At 69.5% G+C, this 19,386-nt stretch carries 18 protein-coding genes and 3 pseudogenes; 9 read left to right on the top strand and 12 right to left on the bottom strand.

Annotation, left to right across the window (positions count from 1 at the left end; all coding sequences use genetic code 11):
* Positions 1-256 precede the first annotated feature (256 nt).
* Positions 257-733 (top strand): DUF5994 family protein, encoded by a 477-nt coding sequence (locus tag ABZ725_RS28490; protein ID WP_358805389.1) that lies wholly within the window; start codon positions 257-259, stop codon positions 731-733.
* Between the two features lie 113 nt (positions 734-846).
* Here the strand turns inward: ABZ725_RS28490 and ABZ725_RS28495 are convergent, their stop codons facing one another.
* The 3 genes and pseudogenes from ABZ725_RS28495 to ABZ725_RS28505 form a co-directional block, all read right to left on the bottom strand.
* Positions 847-1,182, bottom strand: a complete 336-nt coding sequence (locus ABZ725_RS28495; RefSeq protein WP_358805390.1) for a YnfA family protein — start codon at positions 1,180-1,182, stop codon at positions 847-849.
* A 109-nt stretch (positions 1,183-1,291) separates the two neighbouring features.
* Complete coding sequence (locus ABZ725_RS28500; protein ID WP_358805391.1) at positions 1,292-2,011, bottom strand: MerR family transcriptional regulator; 720 nt, start codon at positions 2,009-2,011, stop codon at positions 1,292-1,294.
* Positions 2,012-2,289: 278 nt separating this feature from the next.
* Positions 2,290-2,664: pseudogene (locus ABZ725_RS28505) on the bottom strand (hypothetical protein); the annotation flags it as partial.
* A gap of 416 nt (positions 2,665-3,080) precedes the next feature.
* Here ABZ725_RS28505 and ABZ725_RS28510 point away from each other — a divergent pair.
* Positions 3,081-3,416, top strand: coding sequence for a hypothetical protein (locus ABZ725_RS28510; protein ID WP_358805392.1), 336 nt, complete (start codon positions 3,081-3,083; stop codon positions 3,414-3,416).
* Here the strand turns inward: ABZ725_RS28510 and ABZ725_RS28515 are convergent.
* Together ABZ725_RS28515 and ABZ725_RS28520 are read right to left on the bottom strand one after the other, a co-directional pair.
* The gene (locus ABZ725_RS28515; protein WP_358805393.1) at positions 3,342-4,523 is read right to left on the bottom strand and encodes an alpha/beta hydrolase; all 1,182 of its coding nucleotides are present in this window, start codon (positions 4,521-4,523) and stop codon (positions 3,342-3,344) included. The genes ABZ725_RS28510 and ABZ725_RS28515 overlap by 75 nt on opposite strands.
* Positions 4,524-4,898: 375 nt before the next feature.
* Positions 4,899-5,285 carry a helix-turn-helix domain-containing protein gene (locus tag ABZ725_RS28520; RefSeq protein ID WP_358805394.1) on the bottom strand — a complete coding sequence of 129 codons (387 nt, stop codon included), beginning with the start codon at positions 5,283-5,285 and terminating at the stop codon, positions 4,899-4,901.
* Between the two features lie 104 nt (positions 5,286-5,389).
* Here ABZ725_RS28520 and ABZ725_RS28525 point away from each other — a divergent pair, with 104 nt between their 5' ends.
* The 4 genes and pseudogenes from ABZ725_RS28525 to ABZ725_RS28540 all read left to right on the top strand — a co-directional run.
* Positions 5,390-6,013 (top strand): NAD(P)H-binding protein, encoded by a 624-nt coding sequence (locus ABZ725_RS28525; RefSeq protein ID WP_358805395.1) that lies wholly within the window; start codon positions 5,390-5,392, stop codon positions 6,011-6,013.
* Between the two features lie 430 nt (positions 6,014-6,443).
* Positions 6,444-6,683, top strand: coding sequence for a hypothetical protein (locus tag ABZ725_RS28530; protein WP_358805396.1), 240 nt, complete (start codon positions 6,444-6,446; stop codon positions 6,681-6,683).
* Positions 6,683-7,060, top strand: coding sequence for a fic family toxin-antitoxin system, toxin component (locus tag ABZ725_RS28535; protein ID WP_358805397.1), 378 nt, complete (start codon positions 6,683-6,685; stop codon positions 7,058-7,060). Before ABZ725_RS28530 ends, ABZ725_RS28535 begins: the two co-directional genes overlap by 1 nt.
* A 63-nt stretch (positions 7,061-7,123) precedes the next feature.
* Positions 7,124-7,292, top strand: a pseudogene (locus ABZ725_RS28540) (ISAzo13 family transposase); the annotation flags it as partial.
* A 301-nt stretch (positions 7,293-7,593) separates the two neighbouring features.
* On the opposite strand, the gene ABZ725_RS28545 reads toward ABZ725_RS28540, so the two are convergent.
* A complete protein-coding gene (locus ABZ725_RS28545; RefSeq protein WP_358805398.1) occupies positions 7,594-7,803 on the bottom strand; it encodes a hypothetical protein in 210 nt (69 codons plus the stop codon).
* A 394-nt stretch (positions 7,804-8,197) separates the two neighbouring features.
* Between ABZ725_RS28545 and ABZ725_RS28550 the strand changes: the two genes are divergently transcribed.
* The gene (locus ABZ725_RS28550) at positions 8,198-9,412 is read left to right on the top strand and encodes an MFS transporter (protein ID WP_358805399.1); all 1,215 of its coding nucleotides are present in this window, start codon (positions 8,198-8,200) and stop codon (positions 9,410-9,412) included.
* A gap of 124 nt (positions 9,413-9,536) precedes the next feature.
* On the opposite strand, the gene ABZ725_RS28555 is transcribed toward ABZ725_RS28550, so the two are convergent.
* Entirely contained in the window at positions 9,537-10,691 is a 1,155-nt protein-coding gene (locus ABZ725_RS28555) for a hypothetical protein (RefSeq protein WP_358805400.1), read from the bottom strand.
* A 301-nt stretch (positions 10,692-10,992) separates the two neighbouring features.
* On the opposite strand from ABZ725_RS28555, the gene ABZ725_RS28560 reads away from it, so the two are divergent.
* Entirely contained in the window at positions 10,993-12,222 is a 1,230-nt protein-coding gene (locus ABZ725_RS28560) for a hypothetical protein (RefSeq protein ID WP_358805401.1), read from the top strand.
* Between the two features lie 573 nt (positions 12,223-12,795).
* On the opposite strand, the gene ABZ725_RS28565 is transcribed toward ABZ725_RS28560, so the two are convergent.
* From ABZ725_RS28565 to ABZ725_RS28580, 4 genes are all read right to left on the bottom strand, one after another.
* Complete coding sequence (locus tag ABZ725_RS28565) at positions 12,796-14,085, bottom strand: MFS transporter (RefSeq protein ID WP_358805402.1); 1,290 nt, start codon at positions 14,083-14,085, stop codon at positions 12,796-12,798.
* Between the two features lie 227 nt (positions 14,086-14,312).
* Positions 14,313-14,594 (bottom strand): hypothetical protein, encoded by a 282-nt coding sequence (locus ABZ725_RS28570; protein WP_358805403.1) that lies wholly within the window; start codon positions 14,592-14,594, stop codon positions 14,313-14,315.
* 9 nt (positions 14,595-14,603) lie between these two features.
* Positions 14,604-15,950: a S8 family serine peptidase gene (locus tag ABZ725_RS28575; RefSeq protein ID WP_358805404.1), complete on the bottom strand. Its 1,347-nt coding sequence runs from the start codon at positions 15,948-15,950 to the stop codon at positions 14,604-14,606.
* A gap of 508 nt (positions 15,951-16,458) precedes the next feature.
* Positions 16,459-17,322, bottom strand: coding sequence for a hypothetical protein (locus ABZ725_RS28580; RefSeq protein WP_358805405.1), 864 nt, complete (start codon positions 17,320-17,322; stop codon positions 16,459-16,461).
* A gap of 256 nt (positions 17,323-17,578) precedes the next feature.
* On the opposite strand from ABZ725_RS28580, the pseudogene ABZ725_RS28585 reads away from it, so the two are divergent.
* Positions 17,579-18,196 (top strand): annotated as a pseudogene (locus ABZ725_RS28585) (SMI1/KNR4 family protein); the annotation flags it as partial.
* A gap of 274 nt (positions 18,197-18,470) precedes the next feature.
* Here ABZ725_RS28585 and ABZ725_RS28590 read toward each other — a convergent pair.
* Positions 18,471-18,920 carry a spore-associated protein gene (locus ABZ725_RS28590; protein WP_358805406.1) on the bottom strand — a complete coding sequence of 150 codons (450 nt, stop codon included), beginning with the start codon at positions 18,918-18,920 and terminating at the stop codon, positions 18,471-18,473.
* Between the last annotated feature and the right edge of the window lie 466 nt (positions 18,921-19,386).

Consider the following 19,386-nt stretch of genomic DNA (forward strand, 5'->3'; position numbering starts at 1 on the left):
GACAGCCCGGTTTTTCGTGGTCGCCGGAAATGACACCCGCGTGAAAGCCGGTGTGCGAAGTACCTCCGGTGCTTTCACTGTACGCCTGTTCGGCGGGCTATGACCGTCGTGACCAGGTATTTTCCAGCAGACGCTGGATCTGCCGGCGGGAGTATCGTGAAATGACGGCGGGCTCGTGCATGCCGCCGGGCGGGTACCGGCGTCGGCTGCGAACTGCGACGACGCACAGCCGCACCCCGTAGACGGGCGGACCCACATGGCTGACACCGACCTCCCCCACACGCCCCCACTGCTGCTGCCGGATGCGATCCACCAGGCGGTCAAACCGGGTGCGGCCCTGCTGCGGCTGGAGACCACACGCTCCCGGGAGGGGCTCCTGGACGGCGCGTGGTGGCCGCGCACGCGCGACATCGAGACCGAACTGCCCGCGCTGATCAGCGTGTTGACCGGGCATCTCGGGCCGATCACCAGGGTGGGCGTGGACGCGTCCGCCTGGAAGGAGCTCCCGACCCGCCTGGTCATCGACGACCAGGTCGTGCACCTCGACTCCGACCCGGTCGGCGACGACACCGTCCTCATCACCCGCGGCGACAACGACCACTTCGCCCTGCTGGTGGTTCCCCCGGACACCACAGCCGACGCCGCCCGCGAAGCGATGGCCCGCGCCGTCCGCGCCGACAACGTCACCCAGGCCGCACAGATCCTCATCGCCACCACACCCGAACCCGAGTAGGCCAGGTCGTTGAACTGGGCTTCGCTGACCAGCGGATGGTGAGACCGGGTCCGCTCGGGTGGTGGCACGCCGGCGAGAATCCGCCCTGCGCTGAAGGCCGGTAGCCTGATGGGTCAGTTGCCGCGCGGGGCGTACATGATCACTGCCATTCCGGCGAGGCAGACCAGGGCGCCGATGGCGTCGAAACGGTCGGGTCGGTAGCCATCGGCGATCATGCCCCAGGCGATCGACCCTGCGACGAAGATCCCGCCGTACGCGGCCAGGATGCGCCCGAAGTTGTCGTCGCTCTGGAAGGTGGCCACGACTCCGTAAAGGCCGAGGGCGATCACGCCGGCGCCGATCCAGATCCATCCCTTGTGTTCGCGGATGCCCTGCCAGACCAGCCAGGCTCCTCCGATCTCGAACAGGGCGGCGACGACGAACAGGGCGATGGAGCGGGCGACGAGCACGTCAGTGGTCTTTCTGGCAGGGCGGCTTTGAAGGTGGTGCGGGCCGGGTCAGGGGGCTGTGCCGAACAGGTCGGCGAGTATGTCCGCGCCGTCGGCGGGGGAACGCACTTCAAGGTGGAGGCACCGGCCGTCGAGGTGGAGGCGGAAGTCGAGGAACGGGCAGCACTGCTTCTCGGCGGCGGCGAGTTCGGCTGCCGCCGCGGCTCGGTCGGCGGGCAAGGTCAGTCGTATGCCCGTCAGCGATGGCGACTCGGTCGGCTCCGTCGAGGATCTGGTGCCATCGGCCGGCCCGCTCGGTGATGCCGTCGCCGGTCAGCGAGCAGGCCACGGGTGCGTTTCCCCGGAGTTCCACTTGCTGTTCTGCGGCCTTGCGGCCGGGGGCGAGCGTCACATCGACCGGGGTGGCCGTGGGCTGGTGGGCGGCAGGGGCGAGGAAGCCGCACTCCGGATCACATCGTCCGAGCCGGTCGGGCAGTGCGTCCAGGTGTTCCAGTGTGGAGTGCAGGGAGGCGGTGAACGCGGTCAGTTCCGCGACGCGGCGTCCGGCCTCGTCCAGGCGGGCGGCGATCCGGGGGCGCAGGTCGGCTTTCACTTCGTGGCAGGCTCCGCTTTCCCACACGGCGAGCAGTTCGCCGATCTCTTCCAGGGGCAGGCCGAGGTTCTTGGCTGCGCCGATGAAGGCCAGACGCTCCAGGGCGTCCTCGGCGTAGGACCGGTATCCGGCCGGGGTCCGGTCGGCGGACAGCAGTCCGGCGCTGTCGTAGAAGCGCAGGGTGGTGGCCGGAACGCCGCTGCGTTGGGCCAGCTGGGAGATCCGCATGGCTCTCATGCCCTCGACGGTAGACCTTCCACTTGGCTCGAAGGTCAAGGCGAGGGGGTTCGACAGCGGCGGCTCGCAGGCGTGTGCTCCCACGGCGATCGCGGTGGGGCGCAGGCCTGCGGTCCGTGCCGACGCGGCGAGGCCCGGGGCCGATGTCAGCGGCCGGCAGCCTGTTGGCCGGCAGCCTGTTGGGCGCCGGGACGGGGGCGTCCTGGGCGGGTACGGATGCGCAGTGCCACCCTCTACAGGGTGTTGGCGGCGTTGATGGTGCTCATGGCCGCAGCCCTGGGGGCGACCTGCTTGACCCACTTGACCTCGGAGCCCTGCGGGGTCCAGACGCGCCAGCGCCACATCGGCCACGCCCTTGCCCAGCGCGTTCTCCATCATCTGCCGGAAGTCGTCGGCCAGGCCGGCGGGGTCGGCGACGATGTCGACGGAGCCCAGCAGCGCCGAGGCGATCCCGGCGAGCTCCTTGACCTCCCAGCCGGTACCGACGCCTCGGGCGTCACAGGTGAAACGTCCGGCGCAGGCGTCGAGCACGGCCCACAGCTCCCGCGCGCCTTGTGCTCAGTGCGGTCGTCGGTGAGCAGAATGGCGTGCCGTATCGGGACGTCGACCGTGGCGAGCAACTGGTCGGCGAGCCACAGCCGGCTGCCGATCGCGGGGCGAGGGCGCCGGGTGAGACGTGGGTGCCGAGCGGCAGGCCCCGCGCCGTGGGAAGGTCCTGGAGGCCCTGACGCGGGCGGAGCAAAGGGTGTTCACCCGGCACACGCCGAAATGCGCAAAAGCTCAGAAGGCCTCCGAGTGGATTTCACGCACGGGCGGTCCATAGATTTCCAGTTCTGACCACACGGAATTCTAGGCCTGCTATAAACCATATTCGGCGGGCCGCCGCACAGCGCTCTGGCGGTGGCCCGCACCTTATTCGCACCCCGATTGCGACGCCGTGACGAGCAGCCCTTGGCCGCCCCGGCGCACCGTCTGCCGTCCCGTTTCCTCCACGCGACCGTGCCCCGCGAGCCAGCCGGTCGACCAAGCCCGCATCGGCCGGCGCGGGGTGCGCCGACGGGCGAAGGGGGTGACCGCGGCCACCGTGGCGGCGGCCATCAAGGATGCCTGCTTCGATGCGCGCCCGGACTCCCACCTCGAACACTTCGCTGACGACGAGCGCGGTCGGGCGGAGCTCGCGAAGCGGGAGCGCATCGCCCAGCTGCTCGCCACCGTGGCCCTGAGCACGGTCACGACCCGGACGCCGACGACGTCGTCCTCGTCCAGAAGGAGCTCGCCGCCGAAGCCGCACGGGACGCCCTGGCCCGCCGTGACCCGCCGTGCGGTCGCCTCACGGCTGCCGGACAACGACCTCGGGATACGCGGCCCCGGGCCCGTCGAGGATCGGCTGCGGTATGCCCTGTAGATGAAGGTCGAAGAAGGCTGCCACATAGTCGCGAGTTATGTACCAACCGCGTTCTCCGGAGAGCGGCACAGCGGGGTCCGACAGACCCAACTGACCGGCAAGACAAGGCAGATCCGTGAAGGAGAAATGCTCAGCGCCGGTCACCGTCAGCCAGCGTTTCCAACCGCTCAGGTTCTTCCATGCCTCAGACCAGTCGGTGTTCTCACTGTCAGGGCGATGCGTGGACGCGGCGCCGAGCATCATGAACGGGCGCCGGGCGAGCCCTGCAGCAGCAGGGTGCAGGAAGAAGTCACCGTCCAGGTCAACCCCGGCCCGCACACGGTGATCGGCGGCCATGGTTGCCGCGGCGCTCGCGCCCCCGATCGAATGCCCCGCGATCCCGATCCGGCTCGGGTCGATCGCGAGGGACAGCGCCCCCGCCTGTCGGCCCTTCGTCAGCTCGTCGATCACGAAGGACAGGTCCTTGGCCCGGCCGCGCACCACGGCTGCCCGGTCCTCGGACGTGTCGACCCGCTCGCAGGCCACACAGGTCAGCATCCGACCCCCAGGAAAGGCCGTGCCGACGGATTCGTACGCGTGGTCCACGGCGGCAACGACGTAACCGCGACTCGCAAGATCGTCGGCGATCGACGTGAGTGTGGTGCGCGGCATCGAGAACCCCGGAGAGAGCAGCGCCAACGGGAAACGCCCCGACGCCGGGAGTGCGCCTTCCTGAGCATGAGTACGAACACCTGCGACCGTTGCGGCGGGCACCACGCCGCCGAGCCCTCTGGCCTCCAACAGGAGCTGCGCCTCCGCATCGGTCATGTATGCCGCCGGGGAACCGCTCGTCCCGCGCGCTGGGTACGACACCGACACCATCAGCTCCCGGTTCCCGGCCGCCGGCACCCACGGGTCAGTGCGGTGCCTGTCGACCAGGTGCAGGACGCGGCGGCCCACCGAGTACGGACCGGCGGGAAGCGGCAACGCCGGCCCGCTCGTGTACGGAACCTGGGAGGGAGTCTGCGCGCCCTCGGTGGAGGCGGCGGGTGCGGCGCCCAGGAGCGGGACGGACAGGGCGAGGGTGAGCAGAGCAGCTGCAGCGGCTCTGCGACGTCTGGTGGTCATGCAGCCGACGCTAGGCCTCCGGTTGCCCCCAACACGTCCATCCACAGCGGTACTTGGGCGTACCTCGATGGTCTGACCTCGTCTCGCGGTCTTGCCCGCGCTGCTCCGGCGGGCACCGCTTTCCCGACGGCGTGGCGGAAGGAACTACGGTGGGCAAGGCCGCGGTGGCAGAGGTGGACGAGGTCCTGGTCACGGTGGGCTTCTCTGAACTGGTCGTCTGAGGCTGCGGATCTGGCCCAGACCGATCCGCCTCGCCTGCTCCTTCGATCGGACCCGTTGGAACGGACACCCGAGATCGATTCGCTGCCCGGCAGTCCGTAAGCGGCGGTCTGTGTGAGCCTGACTTCTTGCAGCGCAGGACCACTTCGCGCTGCGTTATCCGGCGCGGTCGAGGCGGGTGGCGTCGTCGTACGACTCGCGGGCGTTGAGTAGTTCGTCCCAGTGTTCCTCCGCCCAGGCGCGGGCGACCGCCATCGGTTGGAGCATGCTGCGGCCCAGCGGCGTCAGCTCGTATTCGACATGCGGAGTGGCCTCGGCGTAGACGGTGCGCTTGACCAGACCATCTCGCTCGAGGGACCGCAGCGACTGAGTGAGGACCTTGGGAGTGACGCGGCTCAGCGGCACACGCAGCTCGGAGAACCGGCGCGGCCCGTGCTCAAGGCAACGGATGATGAACGCTGCCCACTTGTCGCCGAATCGGATCGGGTTGAGCGAGGAAGGGCACAGTTCGTCGAACATGTCGGCGGGCAGGGGTTCCCTCATGGCTTCACCCTAGCCCCGATATCCCAGCGGTAACCATGGCCTTCGCTAGCGTCCGAGAACCGGCCGGGGCGCACGGGCTCCGGCTCTGTCGAGAGGTGGTTCTCATGAACATCGTGGTCTTCGGCGCGGGCGGCCGGGCGGGGCGGCAGGCTGTCGCTGAGGCGCACCGCCGCGGCCATCAGGTTACCGCCGTGGTGCGCGACCCCGCGAGCTACAGCGACCTGACCGACGTGCCGGTCGTGGCGGGCGACGTCACAGACACCGTGAGCATCGAGCATGCGGCCGCCGGGCATGACGCCGCCATCAGCGCCGCCGCGACCCTGTCCGTGCCACCGCACGAGTTCTTCCCCGTGTCGTCCCGCGCTCTGGCCACCGGCCTGGCGAAGGCGGGCGTGCGCCGCCTGGTGGTGGTCGGGCTCGCGTCGGTCATGCCCGGTGCGTCCGGTGTTCCCCTGATGGACGAGCCCGGCTTCCCGGACGAGTACCGCGTCTTCTCTCTCGGCCACGCGGCGGGCCTCGACGAGTTGCGGACGTGTGACCTGGACTGGACGTACATGGCCCCGGCGGGCGACTTCGACCATGAGGGCACGCGCGCCGGCCGGTACCGGATCGCCGAGCATGGCGACCCGGCCAGCCGAATCACATATGAGGACCTGGCGATCGCGCTACTCGACGAGATCGAGGCGCCTCGCCATCACCGCGCCGCTGTCAGCGTGCGGGAGGCGTGACACCCGAGGTCCACAACACCCGGGGCCTGAGATGCCGCTCCAGTGGAGCGATCACGCCTGTGGTTGAGCCGCGTCGCCGGTGCTCGCGACGAACTCCGCGAGGTTGGGGATCCCCCCAGAAGACGGGCGAGCGCTACGGATGGTCGCTGCTCCCCTTCGTGTCGTCTGGCTGGCGGCGGCCGGAGCGGTCAACGACGCTACGGCCGGAGGAGTTCCGGCGCCGAGCCGGGCGAGTTCCTCCTCGGCTCCGGCGAGGCTGACGTGGCGTCCAGGGCTCAGTTCGACCGGTTCCGGCGGCCTGGTGCGGGCGGGAGGAAGCGACCGCCCCGCAATTGCAGCGCCCGGGGTGCTGCACGGGGCCGCGTGCCCGCCCGCGTCGCGAGGTCCTCCAGAGACCCCGCGTGATGGTAACAGCTGTTACCATCAGGGTATGGCGAAGACACAACTGGGCGCGCGCGTCGACAGCGAGATCAAGCAACTGGCGGAAGCCCGGGCCAGGGACCGGGGCCTGAGCCTCGGCGACTACATCGCCGTCCTCGTACAGGAAGACACCGAAGGACTGCGGCAGCGGGGTCTGGACGCCGCGGAGCGCTTCCTCAGCGAGCACCAGGACGTCTTCGACGAAGCCGAAGACGCCGACCGCCGCACCCGCGGAACCCACGCCGCGTAATGGACCTGCACATCGACGTCCCCTGGATCCTGCAGGTCGCGGAGATCGCGGGCGCGGGAGATCCCGCCCCCGACGACTACGGAGTGCCGGTGGCCGCGGTCGCCAGTCACCGGGCCGAACTGCTGGACCAGCCCGTCTACGACGGCCCCTACGCCCGCGCCGCCGCCCTGGTGCATATCCTCGGCCGCTGCCGATGGCTGGAGCGCTCCAACATGGCTGTGGCCGCGGCGACGGGCGTGATGTATCTGGAGGCCTCAGGGATCCCGGTCAAACCCGCCCGGGAGGACGCCGTCGCCCTGCGTGACCTGCTGCGAGACCCCACCTGCACCGCTGCGAGGATCGCCACCCAACTGCGCGGCTGGCCAAAGGCCACCTGAACCCCTGGCGGGCTGCCCGGCCGCCGCCGTCACCTTCGCACCGCGTCTGGAAGATTGAGCGGGCACCGGCTCTTCTCCCACATCTCCATGAACTGGCGCGGCCGCCCGCTGGCCAGCCGCGACGTCATCGTCAACAGCATCGCAGCGACCAGCACCCGAACCCGGGCTGAAGGCCTACGCCGAACTCGACCCGGGCAGCTACGACACCGGCAACAAGGTCACCGACACCGACAGCGGCATCGACGCTTGCCCATGCATCGGCACCGCTCCACGGCGACCGGAACTACCCCCTCCACCCTCAACCTCGCGACACCACCAACGCAGCCAAGAACGGCGATCGCCCGATGCGACCAGGCGGCCTCCGGGGGTGGGTGCGGGGGCGGGGGCGCGCTGGTGGCGGTGGCCGCGATCGTCAACGCGACCCGTGGTCCATGGGGCTTGGGGCGGCCCGAGAGGGATGCGTCCTTCAGCCCGTCCGGGCCCTGGGAGGCAAACCGGCCGCGCCACTTGGGGACCGTACTTGGGGACCGTGTTCACGTGAACCGCCGGCTACCGCGCGATGGCCCGTTGCTCAGGCCGTCGGCCGCTGCCAGGACGATCCGCGCCCTCATCACCGCCCTGACCTGTTCCTTGAGCGAGACCGCTGTGCGGACCAGGCACTCGCACGCCGTCTCGTCCAGCTCGACCGCGACCGTCCTGCCCGTGCCCACCGCGACCATCGTGTCCGTCCCCAGCGCACCCACTCGCCCTCCCCAGAGCGACGATGATGGCTTACCCGGGGAGTGTCCCTGCAGGATGGACCTCGTGCCGAAGAACCCGCCCGAGTCCATGCAGCACCACCTCCGCCCCGCCTGCAACAGTTCCTGAACGCGGCCGGCGAACCCGACTGCTCACGCGGGTGAGCCGCTTCAGGGTGTGATGCAGGCCATAGCTTCTGTCGGCCGATCTTGGAATGCGTGAGCCTGTGCAGTCGCTGCACTCGTTGTGGGCCTTCCCTGTCCTGGGGGGGCGCACCGGGCAATGGTGGCCGGCGCGACTGGCCACAGGAGCAGGACACAGGAGCAGGACACAGGACACCTATCGTTCCGTCTGCTCCGCCGCATCCGGATCGCCGCCCGTGAAAGGTACTCCCGCTCTATGCCACTGGCCCTGCTGGCCCTTGCCCTCGTTGCGTTCGGAATCGGTACGACCGAGTTCGCCACGATGGGGCTGTTGCCCCAGATCGCCGACGGGGTCGGCGTATCTGTGCCGCACGCCGGCAACATCGTCTCCGCCTACGCGCTCGGCGTCGTCGTGGGCGCCCCCGTGCTGACGGGCATCGGCGCGCGCATCGCCCACAAACGACTCCTGCTCCTGCTGTCCGCTCTGTTCGTGGTCGGCAACGTCGCGTCCGCCCTCGCTCCCAACTTCGGCCTGCTGTTCGCCGCACGATTCCTGGCGGGCCTGCCCCACGGAGCGCTGTTCGGCGTCGGCGCCGTCGTGGCCTCCCGGCTGGTCGCACCCGAACGAGCCGGGCGGGCCGTGTCGAGGATGTTCCTCGGACTCACCATCGCCAACATCGTCGGCGTCCCGGCCGGCACGGCCCTCGGGCAGCAACTGGGCTGGCGTTACGCCTACTGCGCCGTCGCCGTCATCGGCCTCATCGCGCTGGCCGCACTGGCCGCCTTCGTTCCCCACCAGCCCCGCAGCAGCCAGGCCGGCATCCGGCACGAACTGCGGGCCATGGGCAACAAGCAGGTCGCCCTCGGCCTGGCCACCGCCGTCGTGGGATTCGGCGGCTTCTTCGCCGTCTACAGCTACCTCGTTCCGATCCTGACCCACCTGACGGGCTTCTCCGACTCCTCGACCACCTGGGTCCTCGCGCTCTACGGCATCGGAATGACGCTGGGCACACTGATCGCGGGCCCGCTGACCGACCGCGCCCTGCGTCCGACGCTGTACGGCGGGCTCGCCCTGCTCGGCGCGTCGCTCGTGACGTTCTACTTCACGGTCCACAGCGCCGTTCCTGCCCTGGTGACACTCGCCTTCATGGGCGCGATGGGCGCCCTGGTCACCACACCCGTGCAGATGCTGCTCATGGCCAAGGCGAAGAACGCCCCGACGATGGCGGCGGCCTCCAATCACTCCGCCTTCAACCTGGCCAACGCCGGCGGCGCCTGGCTCGGCGGCCTGGCCATCTCGGCCGGCTGGGGCTGGGCCTCACCCGCCCTGGTCGGCGCGGCCCTCGCCGCCGCCGGCCTCGGCCTCGCCTTCCTCGGAGGCCTCACCGACCGCGGGAACGGGAGCTCCGAAGTCATCACTTCATCGGGGACCGAAGCCCCGGCAGAGGTCGGACAGGTCCCGACAGTCTGACGACGCGTGAACGGATGGCCGTGGGACGGCAGCACAGTCGGCCTGTGTCTTCGGTCCTCCAGCCTGAGCACGCCCAGAGCATGACCTCCGGGCCGCCGTCTTCACCCAGACAGCCCACTTGAGGTCATCGGCCGGTGAAATGCGCTGCGCGGTAGTCGTCGAGGTTGTCGAGGACGAGCAGCAGGATGTCGCGAAGCAAGCTGTCGTGCGGGCCGGGTCCGAGGCCGGGGCCGGGGCTGGTACAGGCAGGCCGGTACCGTCGGCTGATCATCCGGGCCCGGTTGATCGGCTCTGTGGGGTCGGCGCCTTCCAGCGCGACGATGAGTGCGTGCCGTACGGCCTCCAGGAAGGGGCCGGGGCTGTCCGAGGCGGGACCGGCAGCGAGACTGGCAGCGGGGTCGGCCGCCGACGGCCCGTCTGAGGCTTGCAGTTGCGCGCTGAGGCAGTGCAGGGGAGCCGCGGTGCGGTCGGCCAGGTGGATGCGGTGGCCGAGCTTGTCGAGCGCGGAGATCGAACGGCGGTGGGTCACACTCCAGCGCAGCGCCGCCCGGGCCCGGTCCAGATCCCGTGCGAGGTCGTGCGGCTGCTGCCACAGGCCCTCGGTCCGCCCTGCCTCCTGACGAAGCGGGGACCGGTCGGGGTGGCGGCCCACGTCTTTGAGCAGGTCGTCCTTGAGCAGGTCGTCGAGGCGGTCGCGGTAGGCGTCGAGCCGGCTGGAGAGGAGACGGCAGGGGTCGGGAGGCCACAGCAGGGGGCCGAGGAGGACGACCACCGCGATCCCGACCAGGTTCTCCAGGACGCGCTGCTCCGGGTAGCCGGAGACGGGCACACCGAACACGAGCACGGCGCTGACGAGGACCTGCTGGCTGGGAACACCGTCGATGCGCAGCAGGAGACTGGCGAGATATCCGGCGCTCACCACGACGGCCAGGGAGAGCGTGGACACGGGCAGCCAGCGCAGCGCAACCGCCGCAATGCAGACCCCGAGCAGGACACTGCCCAGGCGGTACAGCCCCAGCCGAGGGGCCCACAGCGGGATCCCGGACAGGGTGAACACCGCGGGCAGCACGGCAGCGACGGGGGCACTGTTGATGCCCAACTCGACCGCCAGGTACCACGACAGCGTGGCGCACACCATCATGCGGGCCCCGCCCCGTACCTCCTGCACGGTCAGCCGACGCAGCCGACGCAGCCCGCCGAACGCCGGACGGCTCCGGCGACCGACGACGTTCACGGCAGACGGCATCGCGCAGCCCAGCCGGAAGCCCCTGGCTCGCATGGCGACACGAGCACACTCCTCTCCCACGGGCGACGAGACCCGACCAGACTACGAGCGGCCTCCGCGCCCGCAGGACTACGCGGAACGTGTGTCCTGCCCCTGGGCGAGTGAGAAAGCGACACAGGACGTCGATCTCGCAGGCGCTCCGGCCGGCGTGGCCGCGGAACCCGCGGGCCTGTGGGGACTCTCCCTCCACAACCGCCGCGGACCCCGCCCTGAACCTGCCGGCAGGCGGCCCTCTACGCTCGTCGACCGGCGCAGATTGATCACGCCGGACGGGTTTCACGAGGGGGAGTGTGCAGTGCGCGCGGGACTGAACAGGCTGTGGCGGTGGACGGCGTGGGGCGGGATAGGCCTGAGCCTGTATGCGGGCTGGCTGACGGCCGATGACATCCGCGACCGCGCGTCCAGCGAGCGCGACATCAGCGCGGCGTGCGACGGACTCGTCTCGGGAGCCGCGGTGATGGACCTGCAAGGAGGGACGGTCCGGGCGAAGGCCAGCGACTACGACGAGTACCGGATCGATACGAGCGAACTGCACAGTTCCTGCACCGTCTACAAAGTGCCCGGCCCCGGCAGGACCACGAGTCTGTTCACGCTGGCGGTACGGCGCAGCGACGCCTCCGAGCCGATGAACTGGATCGGTGACGACAGCGGACTCGAGCCCTTCTACGATAGTGGCGTCAGCGACAAGAGCGATGTCACGGCGGTCGCAGACCGGCGCTCCGAATCATGGCCGGTCGGCGACGGCACCCTGGGCCGGTACGGGAACTGGTACACGACCGTCCGCGCCGAATGCGGCCCGGGCAGCCGTGCGACGGCCCCCGAGCTGCTGAACGTCACCGCCCGCGCCGACTACGACGACGTCTCCGCAGCGGACCGTGAACGCCTCGCCCGCATCGCACGCTCCGCCGCCGAAGCGGCAGCCGACCGGATCGGCTGCAAGGCCCGGCTGGCCGCCCTGCCCAGCAGGCAGCTCGCCTCCGTGCCGACCACCCTTCGCCCCGCCAAGACAGCGGACGGCTCCTGCCGCTGGTTCGCCGCACACCTCACGCAGCAGGGACAGGACAGGCTGCCCGACCGCGCCCTCGCGGTACCCGTCCAGGAAGCGAATCCCCTCGAAGGCTGCCTCCTGGCCGTCAGCCCCGACCAGGTGGGCCGGATCGCCGACGGCCTCGACGACGACCAGCGCGATTACGCACGCAGCGCACTCACCCACTCGCCCTGGTGGCTGCGCACCGTCTCCTACTTCGGCCCGGAAGCGAGCACGGTGGGATACGAGCTCCTCGGCGCCGACGACGCGATCATCGAGCCGGGAACGACCGGACACACCAAGGGAGGGTGGTGGGCCTCCTCCGTCTGCGACGGCAAGCCCGCCCTGCACACCCTCAGTTCCAGCTACACCTACGACGACATCCTCGGCTCCCAGCGGCTGAACACCCTGTTCCGCGCATACGTCGACGACATCACCAAGCGGCGAGGCTGCACCGACGTGACGTACCCGGCCGTGAAGGAGTTCCGCATCCTGTGAGCACAGCGTTGTGCTCTCTGCCGACGTGACACGCGACGCGTGCGGGCAGGCCCGCCTCGTACTGGACCACTGCCCGGAGGCCCTGGTCAAAAGGCCCGGTGTCTTGCCGGCCGCGACCGCCTCTGGAACCGGCGAAGTCCCCGGACAAGTTCACCCCGGTCCATGACGTCTGGTGGGCCGAGGCCTGCAAGGCCCACGGGGACCGGGACGGCACCCGGGCCCTGATCGAGGTCCTGCTGCTGGGCCGCCACCCCATCCACGAGCACATGGTCGCCCGGCTCGCCACCGCTCTGCGGGCCGGCGCATTGCCCGCGGACGCGGTCGCGGTCGCGGTCGCGCCGGAGGGCGAGGAAGGCAGCCGAGGTCGACGACGTGGACGAGCCACCCGTCCCTGCCCGGTCGGATCGGGCGACGGTGACGCTCCTGACCCAGCGGCTGCTGGCCCACCTGCCGCCCGACACCCGGCCGCCGCACTCGCTTCCCTGCGGGGCTGCGATTTCGAGGCCGACCCGCACATCGACCTCGCTGCCATCCACAAGTCGGCCACCTCCCACCGAGGCTGCCGTGAACTGATCAGTTTTTGCCTTCCCTGGCAGGGGTTTCTGGGCCGCTACGTGTCAGCTCAGCTGTCGGAGGATCGAGTTCGTCGGCAGTACGGGCCCTGCGGGTACGAGAAACCGCCAGCGCGAGCGCCTGGACGACCGCTCCCGACAGTCCGATCCACAGCGCGAAGCGATAGCTGACCTGGTCGGCGAGCACTCCACCGAGTGGTGCCCCCACCGCCACCATTCCCCAGTTCATCGAGCGGATCGTCGCGTTCATCCGCCCCCGCAGCCGGTCGGGTGTCACCGCCTGGCGGTAGCTCATCTCCACCGGGCTTTCGACGCCGATGGCCAGGGACACGAGGAAGAAGCCGAGCGACACGGAGGCGAGCGCCCACGGTCCGCGCTCGGCCAGGACCAGGGGCAGCCAGCCGATGGCGGCGAGCAGGCGGAAGGCGATCAGAGTGGCGCCCACGTCCAGTCTTCCGGCCACGCGACCGGAGAGCGCACCGCCGAGTAACGCGCCGACACTCGCGAAGGCGTAGGTGACCCCCAGCCCGAATTCCCCGATCTTGAGGCTCTGCAGGGCGAAGACCACGAAGACCGTGCTCACCATGCTGTTGAAGAGGAGCATCGCGTGCGAGGTCAGAGCGATGGACGCCAGCGTGCGATGCCGGTAGACCCACGCCACCCCCTCACGCAGCTCGCTGCCCAGGCTGCTCCGTGTGCCTCGATCGGGGATGGGGTCGGTCGCCTTCACCGAAGCGAGGAGCAGGCCGGATATCAAATAACTGAGGGCGTCCACCAGCACGGCCAGCGGTGCGCCCATGATTTTGATCAGTACCCCGGCGATCAGAGGGCCGGTCGAGCCGGCCACCGCGTCGGCCTGTTGCACACGGGCGTACCCCGCGTTGAGCAGCTCCCTTGGTACCAGCTGCGGCACATACGACTGGTTCGCCGCCTCGAAGAACAAAGACAGCACCCCGAACACGAAGACGAACAAGCACAGCGCGGGGATGGTGAGCCGATCCAGCGCATACAGCACCGGAATCGCACCGAGCAGGACTGCCCTCCCGAGATCCGTGGCAACCATCATCGGCTTGCGCCGCCAGCGGTCCACCACGACCCCGGCCATGAGTCCGAAGAGCAGATACGGAACCCAGCGGGCGGCGTTGACGATGCCGACCTCCGTGGCGGATGCGCTCAGCGCCACAGCGGTGAGGATCTGCAAGGCCAGCCCCGTGACCTGTGAACCGAACGCAGACACAGCCGAGGCGGTCCAGAAGCGTACGTACCCAGGAACTTCCACCAGGCGCGGCATGACCGGACCGTACCAGTGAAGATCACCGACGGACGATGTCGGAACAAGTCACCTGCCGTGGTCCTTCTGGCGACAGCGAGTGCGACGTCAGTCGGCGAGAACGGCCCAAGGCCCTGGCGAAGGGGCCGTGCCTGAGCCGGCCGGTCTGTGCCCACACCCACCGAGGAGGAAACACATGAGTCGAGGGCCGGGCCGTGGTCAGTCCGGCCCGGCCCTCGATGAGGCGGTCAGCTTTCGTGGCCGCGCTCCGGTCCCGGTTGCGGGGGCCCGAAGGGCTCGATCTTCGGGTTCGCGTACGGCCCCTTCGCGCCGGGGCTGCCAGTGATCCGCTCGGCGGCGTCCTCGCTGACCAGCATGGCGTACAGGCCCTGGGCCGGGTCCACGGACACGAGTCCGTACCCCTCGTCGACCTGGTCGGGGGAAAGCTCGTACCGGCGTAGTGCGTCCTGGAGCGTCGCCCCCTCCGGCAGCGTCACCGTGACGAGGACTTCAGGGCCCTGGGAAACCATGGCTACTCCCTAGCGGTGACGGCCGTTCTTCCTCCGCCGGCGCACCGCCTCGACAATGCCGGCCGCATCAATCGTGCCGTACCCGAAGTCGAAGTCGAAGCCGGCCATCCCCAGGTCGTCCGCCGTACGGCGCAGCAGCGTGCGCAGCTGGCCCGGGGAAAGTTCACCGGCGGGCAGTTGTGAGCGCACCGCGGCGACCACACCGGCCGCGACGGGGCAGGCCGCCGAGGTTCCGGAGTCGGGCTCGTTCGGGCCGAACGCCTTCGAACCGGCGAAGTGCGTGAACGTGCAGACGTCCGGCTTGCGTCGGCTGAGCCGACCGGGCCCCTGGGAGGAGTAGCCGACGCGGGCGCCACGGACGTCCACGCCTCCGATGGACAGCGCGCGGGGGTGCGAGTTCGCGCCGTTGATGGGGCGGTCGGGGAAGGCGCAGCGGCCGTCGGGACACTCCCGGCCGCAGTTGCCGGCCGCGAACAGGATGTCCGCGCCCGCCTGTTCGAGGGCGCTGACGGCGAGGTTGAAGGGGTGGGCCGGGTTGTCCGAGTAGTTACCGGGGTGCCCGGGCGGGAAGTCCCAGCTGGGCTTGAACGAGCCCCAGCTGTTGCTGACCACCAGCGCACGGCGGTCCTGCGGCATCGCCGCCAGAACGGTCCACAGGTGCGCGAAGGCCGCGATGGCGTCGGAGAGCAGCCCGAGGATGACGGGGCGCTGCGACAGGAGGACGGGGATGTCCAGGAGCGTGGCGCGCGGAGCGGTGATCCTGCTGTCGAAGGCGCACATCGAGCCGTGGTCCACGGGGAACTGGCCGAAGTGCCCGGATACTCCGAAGGGTTTCCAGCTTCTGGCCACGTCGACGGTCACCTCCTGGCCCAGGGCCTCGGAGACATGAGCGACGTTGATGCCTGTGTCGAGGATGGCAAGGGCGACACCTTCGCCGTCCATGCCCTCCGCCTTGAGATGTTCGGTCAGTTTGGCCTGGACGTCGTGCCAGTCGCCCACCGGGCCGTCGCCGCCGCAGGTCGGCATGGACTCGATGACCGGGTCGGAGGAGATGCCGACGATGTCCGGTCGGGCGGTGGCCAGCATCGCGTAGCGACTGGCTACGTCATAGTCCTGGATCTCACCACGCACGAGGACACCGGCGTGCTCGGGGGCCATCGAGAAGGTGAGCGGTTGCTCCAGGGACAGCGGGTCACCGCCGGGGGCCGCGGCCTGGGGACGGGGCACCGGTACCGGAGCGAAGTCCGGGTCCAGCGCGACGCCTGGGACGTCGCCGGCGACGTCGGAGGCGGTGGTGGTGACGGCCGGGTCGATGACGGCGGCCACCACATCCGGCGCCGGACGCATTTGGATCATGACACGCACGGTTGACTCCTGAGGCTCGGGCAGGCAGCCGCGGGGCCGGCAACACCGAACCGGCGTTGGCGCCGCCTCTGTGGGGGATGGGACTTCACCGGTGGCCGTATCCCCGGTCATCGGTCAGGTCACCCTGGCAGGTTTGAGTCCCCGTCGGCACCGCCAACCAGGCGAAAGACCTTTGGCAAATGCCAGGGGCAGAAGGATTGACTCAGTCTGTCGGCGCGCGCCTCACATCACCGCCCGACCGACGCCTGCTGCCGCAGCACCGCCACCCTGCGGTACAGAACGACGGCTTCCGCGCCGCGGCCGAGTCCGGCGCTGGATCGCCGCCCACTGGGCTTGGGGCCTTGCCGTGGTTCAGGCGTGCGCGGTGTCGCCACCGGCCCGAGGGCGTCGCGGGCGCCGTCGGGCCGGCTTCCGATCGGGCCCCTCGAGCCTGCTCGCCGGTTCCCCGTCAGTCAGCCGTCTGATCAGCGGCACAGGCCGTTCTCCCGCCGCTGGTTGCTCATCTCGGCGGACCCGAATGTGACCGGGCGGATTGGTCAGGTCCTTCGAATACGATGGTCCTGCTGGCTGCCCCGCGGACCTCGGCTTTCCTGTTCATGGCCAGCTTCCTGGGTTTCTCAACAACGATGTCCAGCGTCACGACGGCGTGAGCGGGAACATCTCGGGGGACCCGCACAATCAGTCCGAGTTCGAAATCTCCCTCCAGTCGTGCGACTGCCGTAGGAGTGAACTCCCATCTCGCCATCGACGTCAGCATGCCGTATCCCTGGACAAGCTTTCCCTGAGGGGCTTTATGGTGCCGGGTGGTTGAGACCTGGAGAAACTTCAGACTGCTCGTGAACCCGAACTCGTGGCTCCGCTCGTCTCCGTCGAGCACCTTTGCAGGGGTCAGTGACCAGATCGTCGGACGCAGTTCGTCATCACCATCGCCAAAGAGTTCGACGGTCAGATCAGCCCCGGTGAAATACTCACCCTTGCCTTTTTTGAAGGAGCACGCGAGTCGCGCCAAGTGATAGGACCACCTCGATTGGTCGGCCGAGGCCAGGTAGGCCAGCAGATCAGCATGCTCGGCAGCCCCGGCCGCGACGTGGGCCGAGTCTCCGCTGAGTGCAAGAGGAATATCCGCCCCCACCCCGGCACTGCGCAGGGCGTTGAGCCGATTTTCTTCGGCTGCAGTCAGTGGTTGCTCGCCGTAGACAGGCATGCGTTGGCGATCGGACCAGAGGTCCACTGTGGACCAGTGCTGCCACTCACAGGCTCCGGAGAGCCCTCTGACCTCAATGACCACAATTCCTCCTCGGAGGTCACGCGAGTTCGCGACATGGACGCTGGTTGACGGCGGACGGCGGTCGTCCACCGTCAATTTGTATCCTTACCAGCCACATGGGAGTTGATCCGTCATGCTCCTCGTCGTGCACCGAGATCCGCGCCTGGTACCGCCGTCGCAGCGTGACTGCGTCCACGGGCCCGGTCTCCACAGACACGCCAGCCGGATCCGTCACGACCCGCTGCTCCGGAGCCGGGAGCACGAGAGTCAGCACGCGATTTCAGAATCTGATGCCAGGGTGCAGATTACTGCGATCACTCGCAGGTCTCACGAGCTGCTGCAGATAGGGATCGACCCCGCCTGCCTGCCCGCTCTGATAGGCGAGGAAGGCGCCGAACTGAGCGCGCCGGCGGATCCGCGTGAGGCGTCGCGGCGTGCGCGCAAGCCTCATGAGCGAGAGGGCGTGGAACTCTGGGAGGACCGGGCCGTGGTCGCCGTCGGCCGTACCGCCGAGGCGTGGGCCTTCGCCTTCGACGGCTGCTCGCGCCTGATGGGCAAGCTGTTCTGTTCCCCTGCTGCGGGCGCCTCCGCGTCTGGCGGTGCGGTGGTGGTGTGGCGCGATCCGAGGGGCTCGTCCTCGGGTGGTAGCCCAGCCGCGTTCCACGTGTCGGTGGCCGAACAGGGGGAGGAGATCTACGCGTTCACCGTGCGGGCTATGCAGATCGAGCGCTCCGGCGCGATCCCCGAAGCCCTGGATCCCGCACTGCTGTTCCGTCCAAAGGGAGGTGAACTGGACGGTGAGCTGCGTGTGTTGGAGGCCCTGCACGCCGAACTCGGGCTGTCGCTTCCCCGGTTCGCGCTGACCTGGGGCAGGCTCCGCACCTTCACCACCCGGTCGTGGACCCGGGCGCCGCGCGAGGGCGAGGGGTTCGCCTGCGCCTATGTCGGCTTCGGGCGGAGCCAGCCCTGACCCGGGCGGGGCCTCGGTGGCAGGCGGGCCTGCAGACGTCCGTCGGGCTGTGACTCGGCTCAGGCCGATCGCGCGAACACCGGCCGTCCGACCACGACCTGCGGAGGGTGCAGGGTCGCCCTGGCGGAGCCGGGTGGGCTCCGCCAGGGCGATTCGGTTCGTTACGGCCTTCCGCGGTGCCCTGCGCCACCAGGGCGCCCTCCGGCAGGCCAGGGTGGCGTCCGGCGCGGTGGTCGGTAGTCGCAGGGCGAGGGCCGGCGGTCCGCCCGGCGGGTCAGCGGGTGTAGGTGGTCCGGTGTTCTGCGCGGGAGCCGCAGTTGGAGCCGATCACCTGTACATAGGTGTTGGCGATGGAGCCGCCCCAGTCGACGCAGAGGCCCTTGCCGATGACGTAGGAGGGTCCTGCGTAGGAGGTGTAGCGCCCGGAGTCGTCGTCGCCTTCGTTGGTCTCGGGGACGTAGATCCAGGCGGACATGTCCAGGGCGGTGCCGGGGTTGTTGCGGATGGTGACGACGCAGTTGTTGCCGTTGGTGGAGTTGTAGGCGAGGTAGACGGTGCCCAGCGTGCCGACGGCGGCGGAGTTCACGGTCTTGTAGCCGCTGCCGCAGACCTTCTGCGGGGTGGTGTTGGGTGCGGCGGAGGCGGGCGCCGCGAGGGCGGTGGTGGCCCCCACCGAGAGAGCGGCCAGTGCGGCTGCGCCCAGCATGGAGTGAGTAAAGCGCATATTTCCCCCTTGTGTGCTTAGGAGTTGGTTGCTCCTGCCTTATGTGACGGGCTGGGCCTTCGGATGGTTGTGTCGGAGTTACTGGTGTTTTCAGTCATAACTGGCGGCATGGTTGGCCGAGTTGGGACGCAACCGAAGGCGCGTGAGCGGTGCGCGCCAGGTACGGGCTGCATGGGCTGACGGCGTCCCGGCATCCCGGCGACGTGGTGCGCCGTGTGACGGTGCCGACGCACCGTGCCGGACCTGCTGCAGGCCTGTAGAGGAACTGCGGCGAGCAGGACAGCTCGAGCTCAGGGAAATGATTTGAGCGAGGCGGCTGTCGTTGCTACTTTCGCGGTGGACCGTGAAGTCGTCGTATGGAGGTGAGCCCCCGTGAACACAGTTACCCGTGGGTGCTCCCTCAACCCGTCACGGTCCGGCGGCTGACGTTCGGTGTCGCCAGGAGCGCCTGAGATCGAGGCACTCC

Origin of the sequence: Streptomyces sp. NPDC006872 (assembly GCF_040635845.1) — a bacterium.
Taxonomy (GTDB): domain Bacteria; phylum Actinomycetota; class Actinomycetes; order Streptomycetales; family Streptomycetaceae; genus Streptomyces.

Bases quoted from the DNA above. Each gene is read 5' to 3' on its own strand.
- ABZ725_RS28490 (WP_358805389.1), top strand. From the start codon at position 257: ATGGCTGACACCGACCTCCCCCACACGCCCCCACTGCTGCTGCCGGAT.
- ABZ725_RS28500 (WP_358805391.1), bottom strand. From the start codon at position 2,011: ATGAGAGCCATGCGGATCTCCCAGCTGGCCCAACGCAGCGGCGTTCCG.
- ABZ725_RS28515 (WP_358805393.1), bottom strand. From the start codon at position 4,523: ATGACCACCAGACGTCGCAGAGCCGCTGCAGCTGCTCTGCTCACCCTC.
- ABZ725_RS28520 (WP_358805394.1), bottom strand. From the start codon at position 5,285: ATGAGGGAACCCCTGCCCGCCGACATGTTCGACGAACTGTGCCCTTCC.
- ABZ725_RS28525 (WP_358805395.1), top strand. From the start codon at position 5,390: ATGAACATCGTGGTCTTCGGCGCGGGCGGCCGGGCGGGGCGGCAGGCT.
- ABZ725_RS28530 (WP_358805396.1), top strand. From the start codon at position 6,444: ATGGCGAAGACACAACTGGGCGCGCGCGTCGACAGCGAGATCAAGCAA.
- ABZ725_RS28535 (WP_358805397.1), top strand. From the start codon at position 6,683: ATGGACCTGCACATCGACGTCCCCTGGATCCTGCAGGTCGCGGAGATC.
- ABZ725_RS28550 (WP_358805399.1), top strand. From the start codon at position 8,198: ATGCCACTGGCCCTGCTGGCCCTTGCCCTCGTTGCGTTCGGAATCGGT.
- ABZ725_RS28555 (WP_358805400.1), bottom strand. From the start codon at position 10,691: ATGCGAGCCAGGGGCTTCCGGCTGGGCTGCGCGATGCCGTCTGCCGTG.
- ABZ725_RS28565 (WP_358805402.1), bottom strand. From the start codon at position 14,085: ATGCCGCGCCTGGTGGAAGTTCCTGGGTACGTACGCTTCTGGACCGCC.
- ABZ725_RS28570 (WP_358805403.1), bottom strand. From the start codon at position 14,594: ATGGTTTCCCAGGGCCCTGAAGTCCTCGTCACGGTGACGCTGCCGGAG.
- ABZ725_RS28575 (WP_358805404.1), bottom strand. From the start codon at position 15,950: ATGATCCAAATGCGTCCGGCGCCGGATGTGGTGGCCGCCGTCATCGAC.
- ABZ725_RS28590 (WP_358805406.1), bottom strand. From the start codon at position 18,920: ATGCGCTTTACTCACTCCATGCTGGGCGCAGCCGCACTGGCCGCTCTC.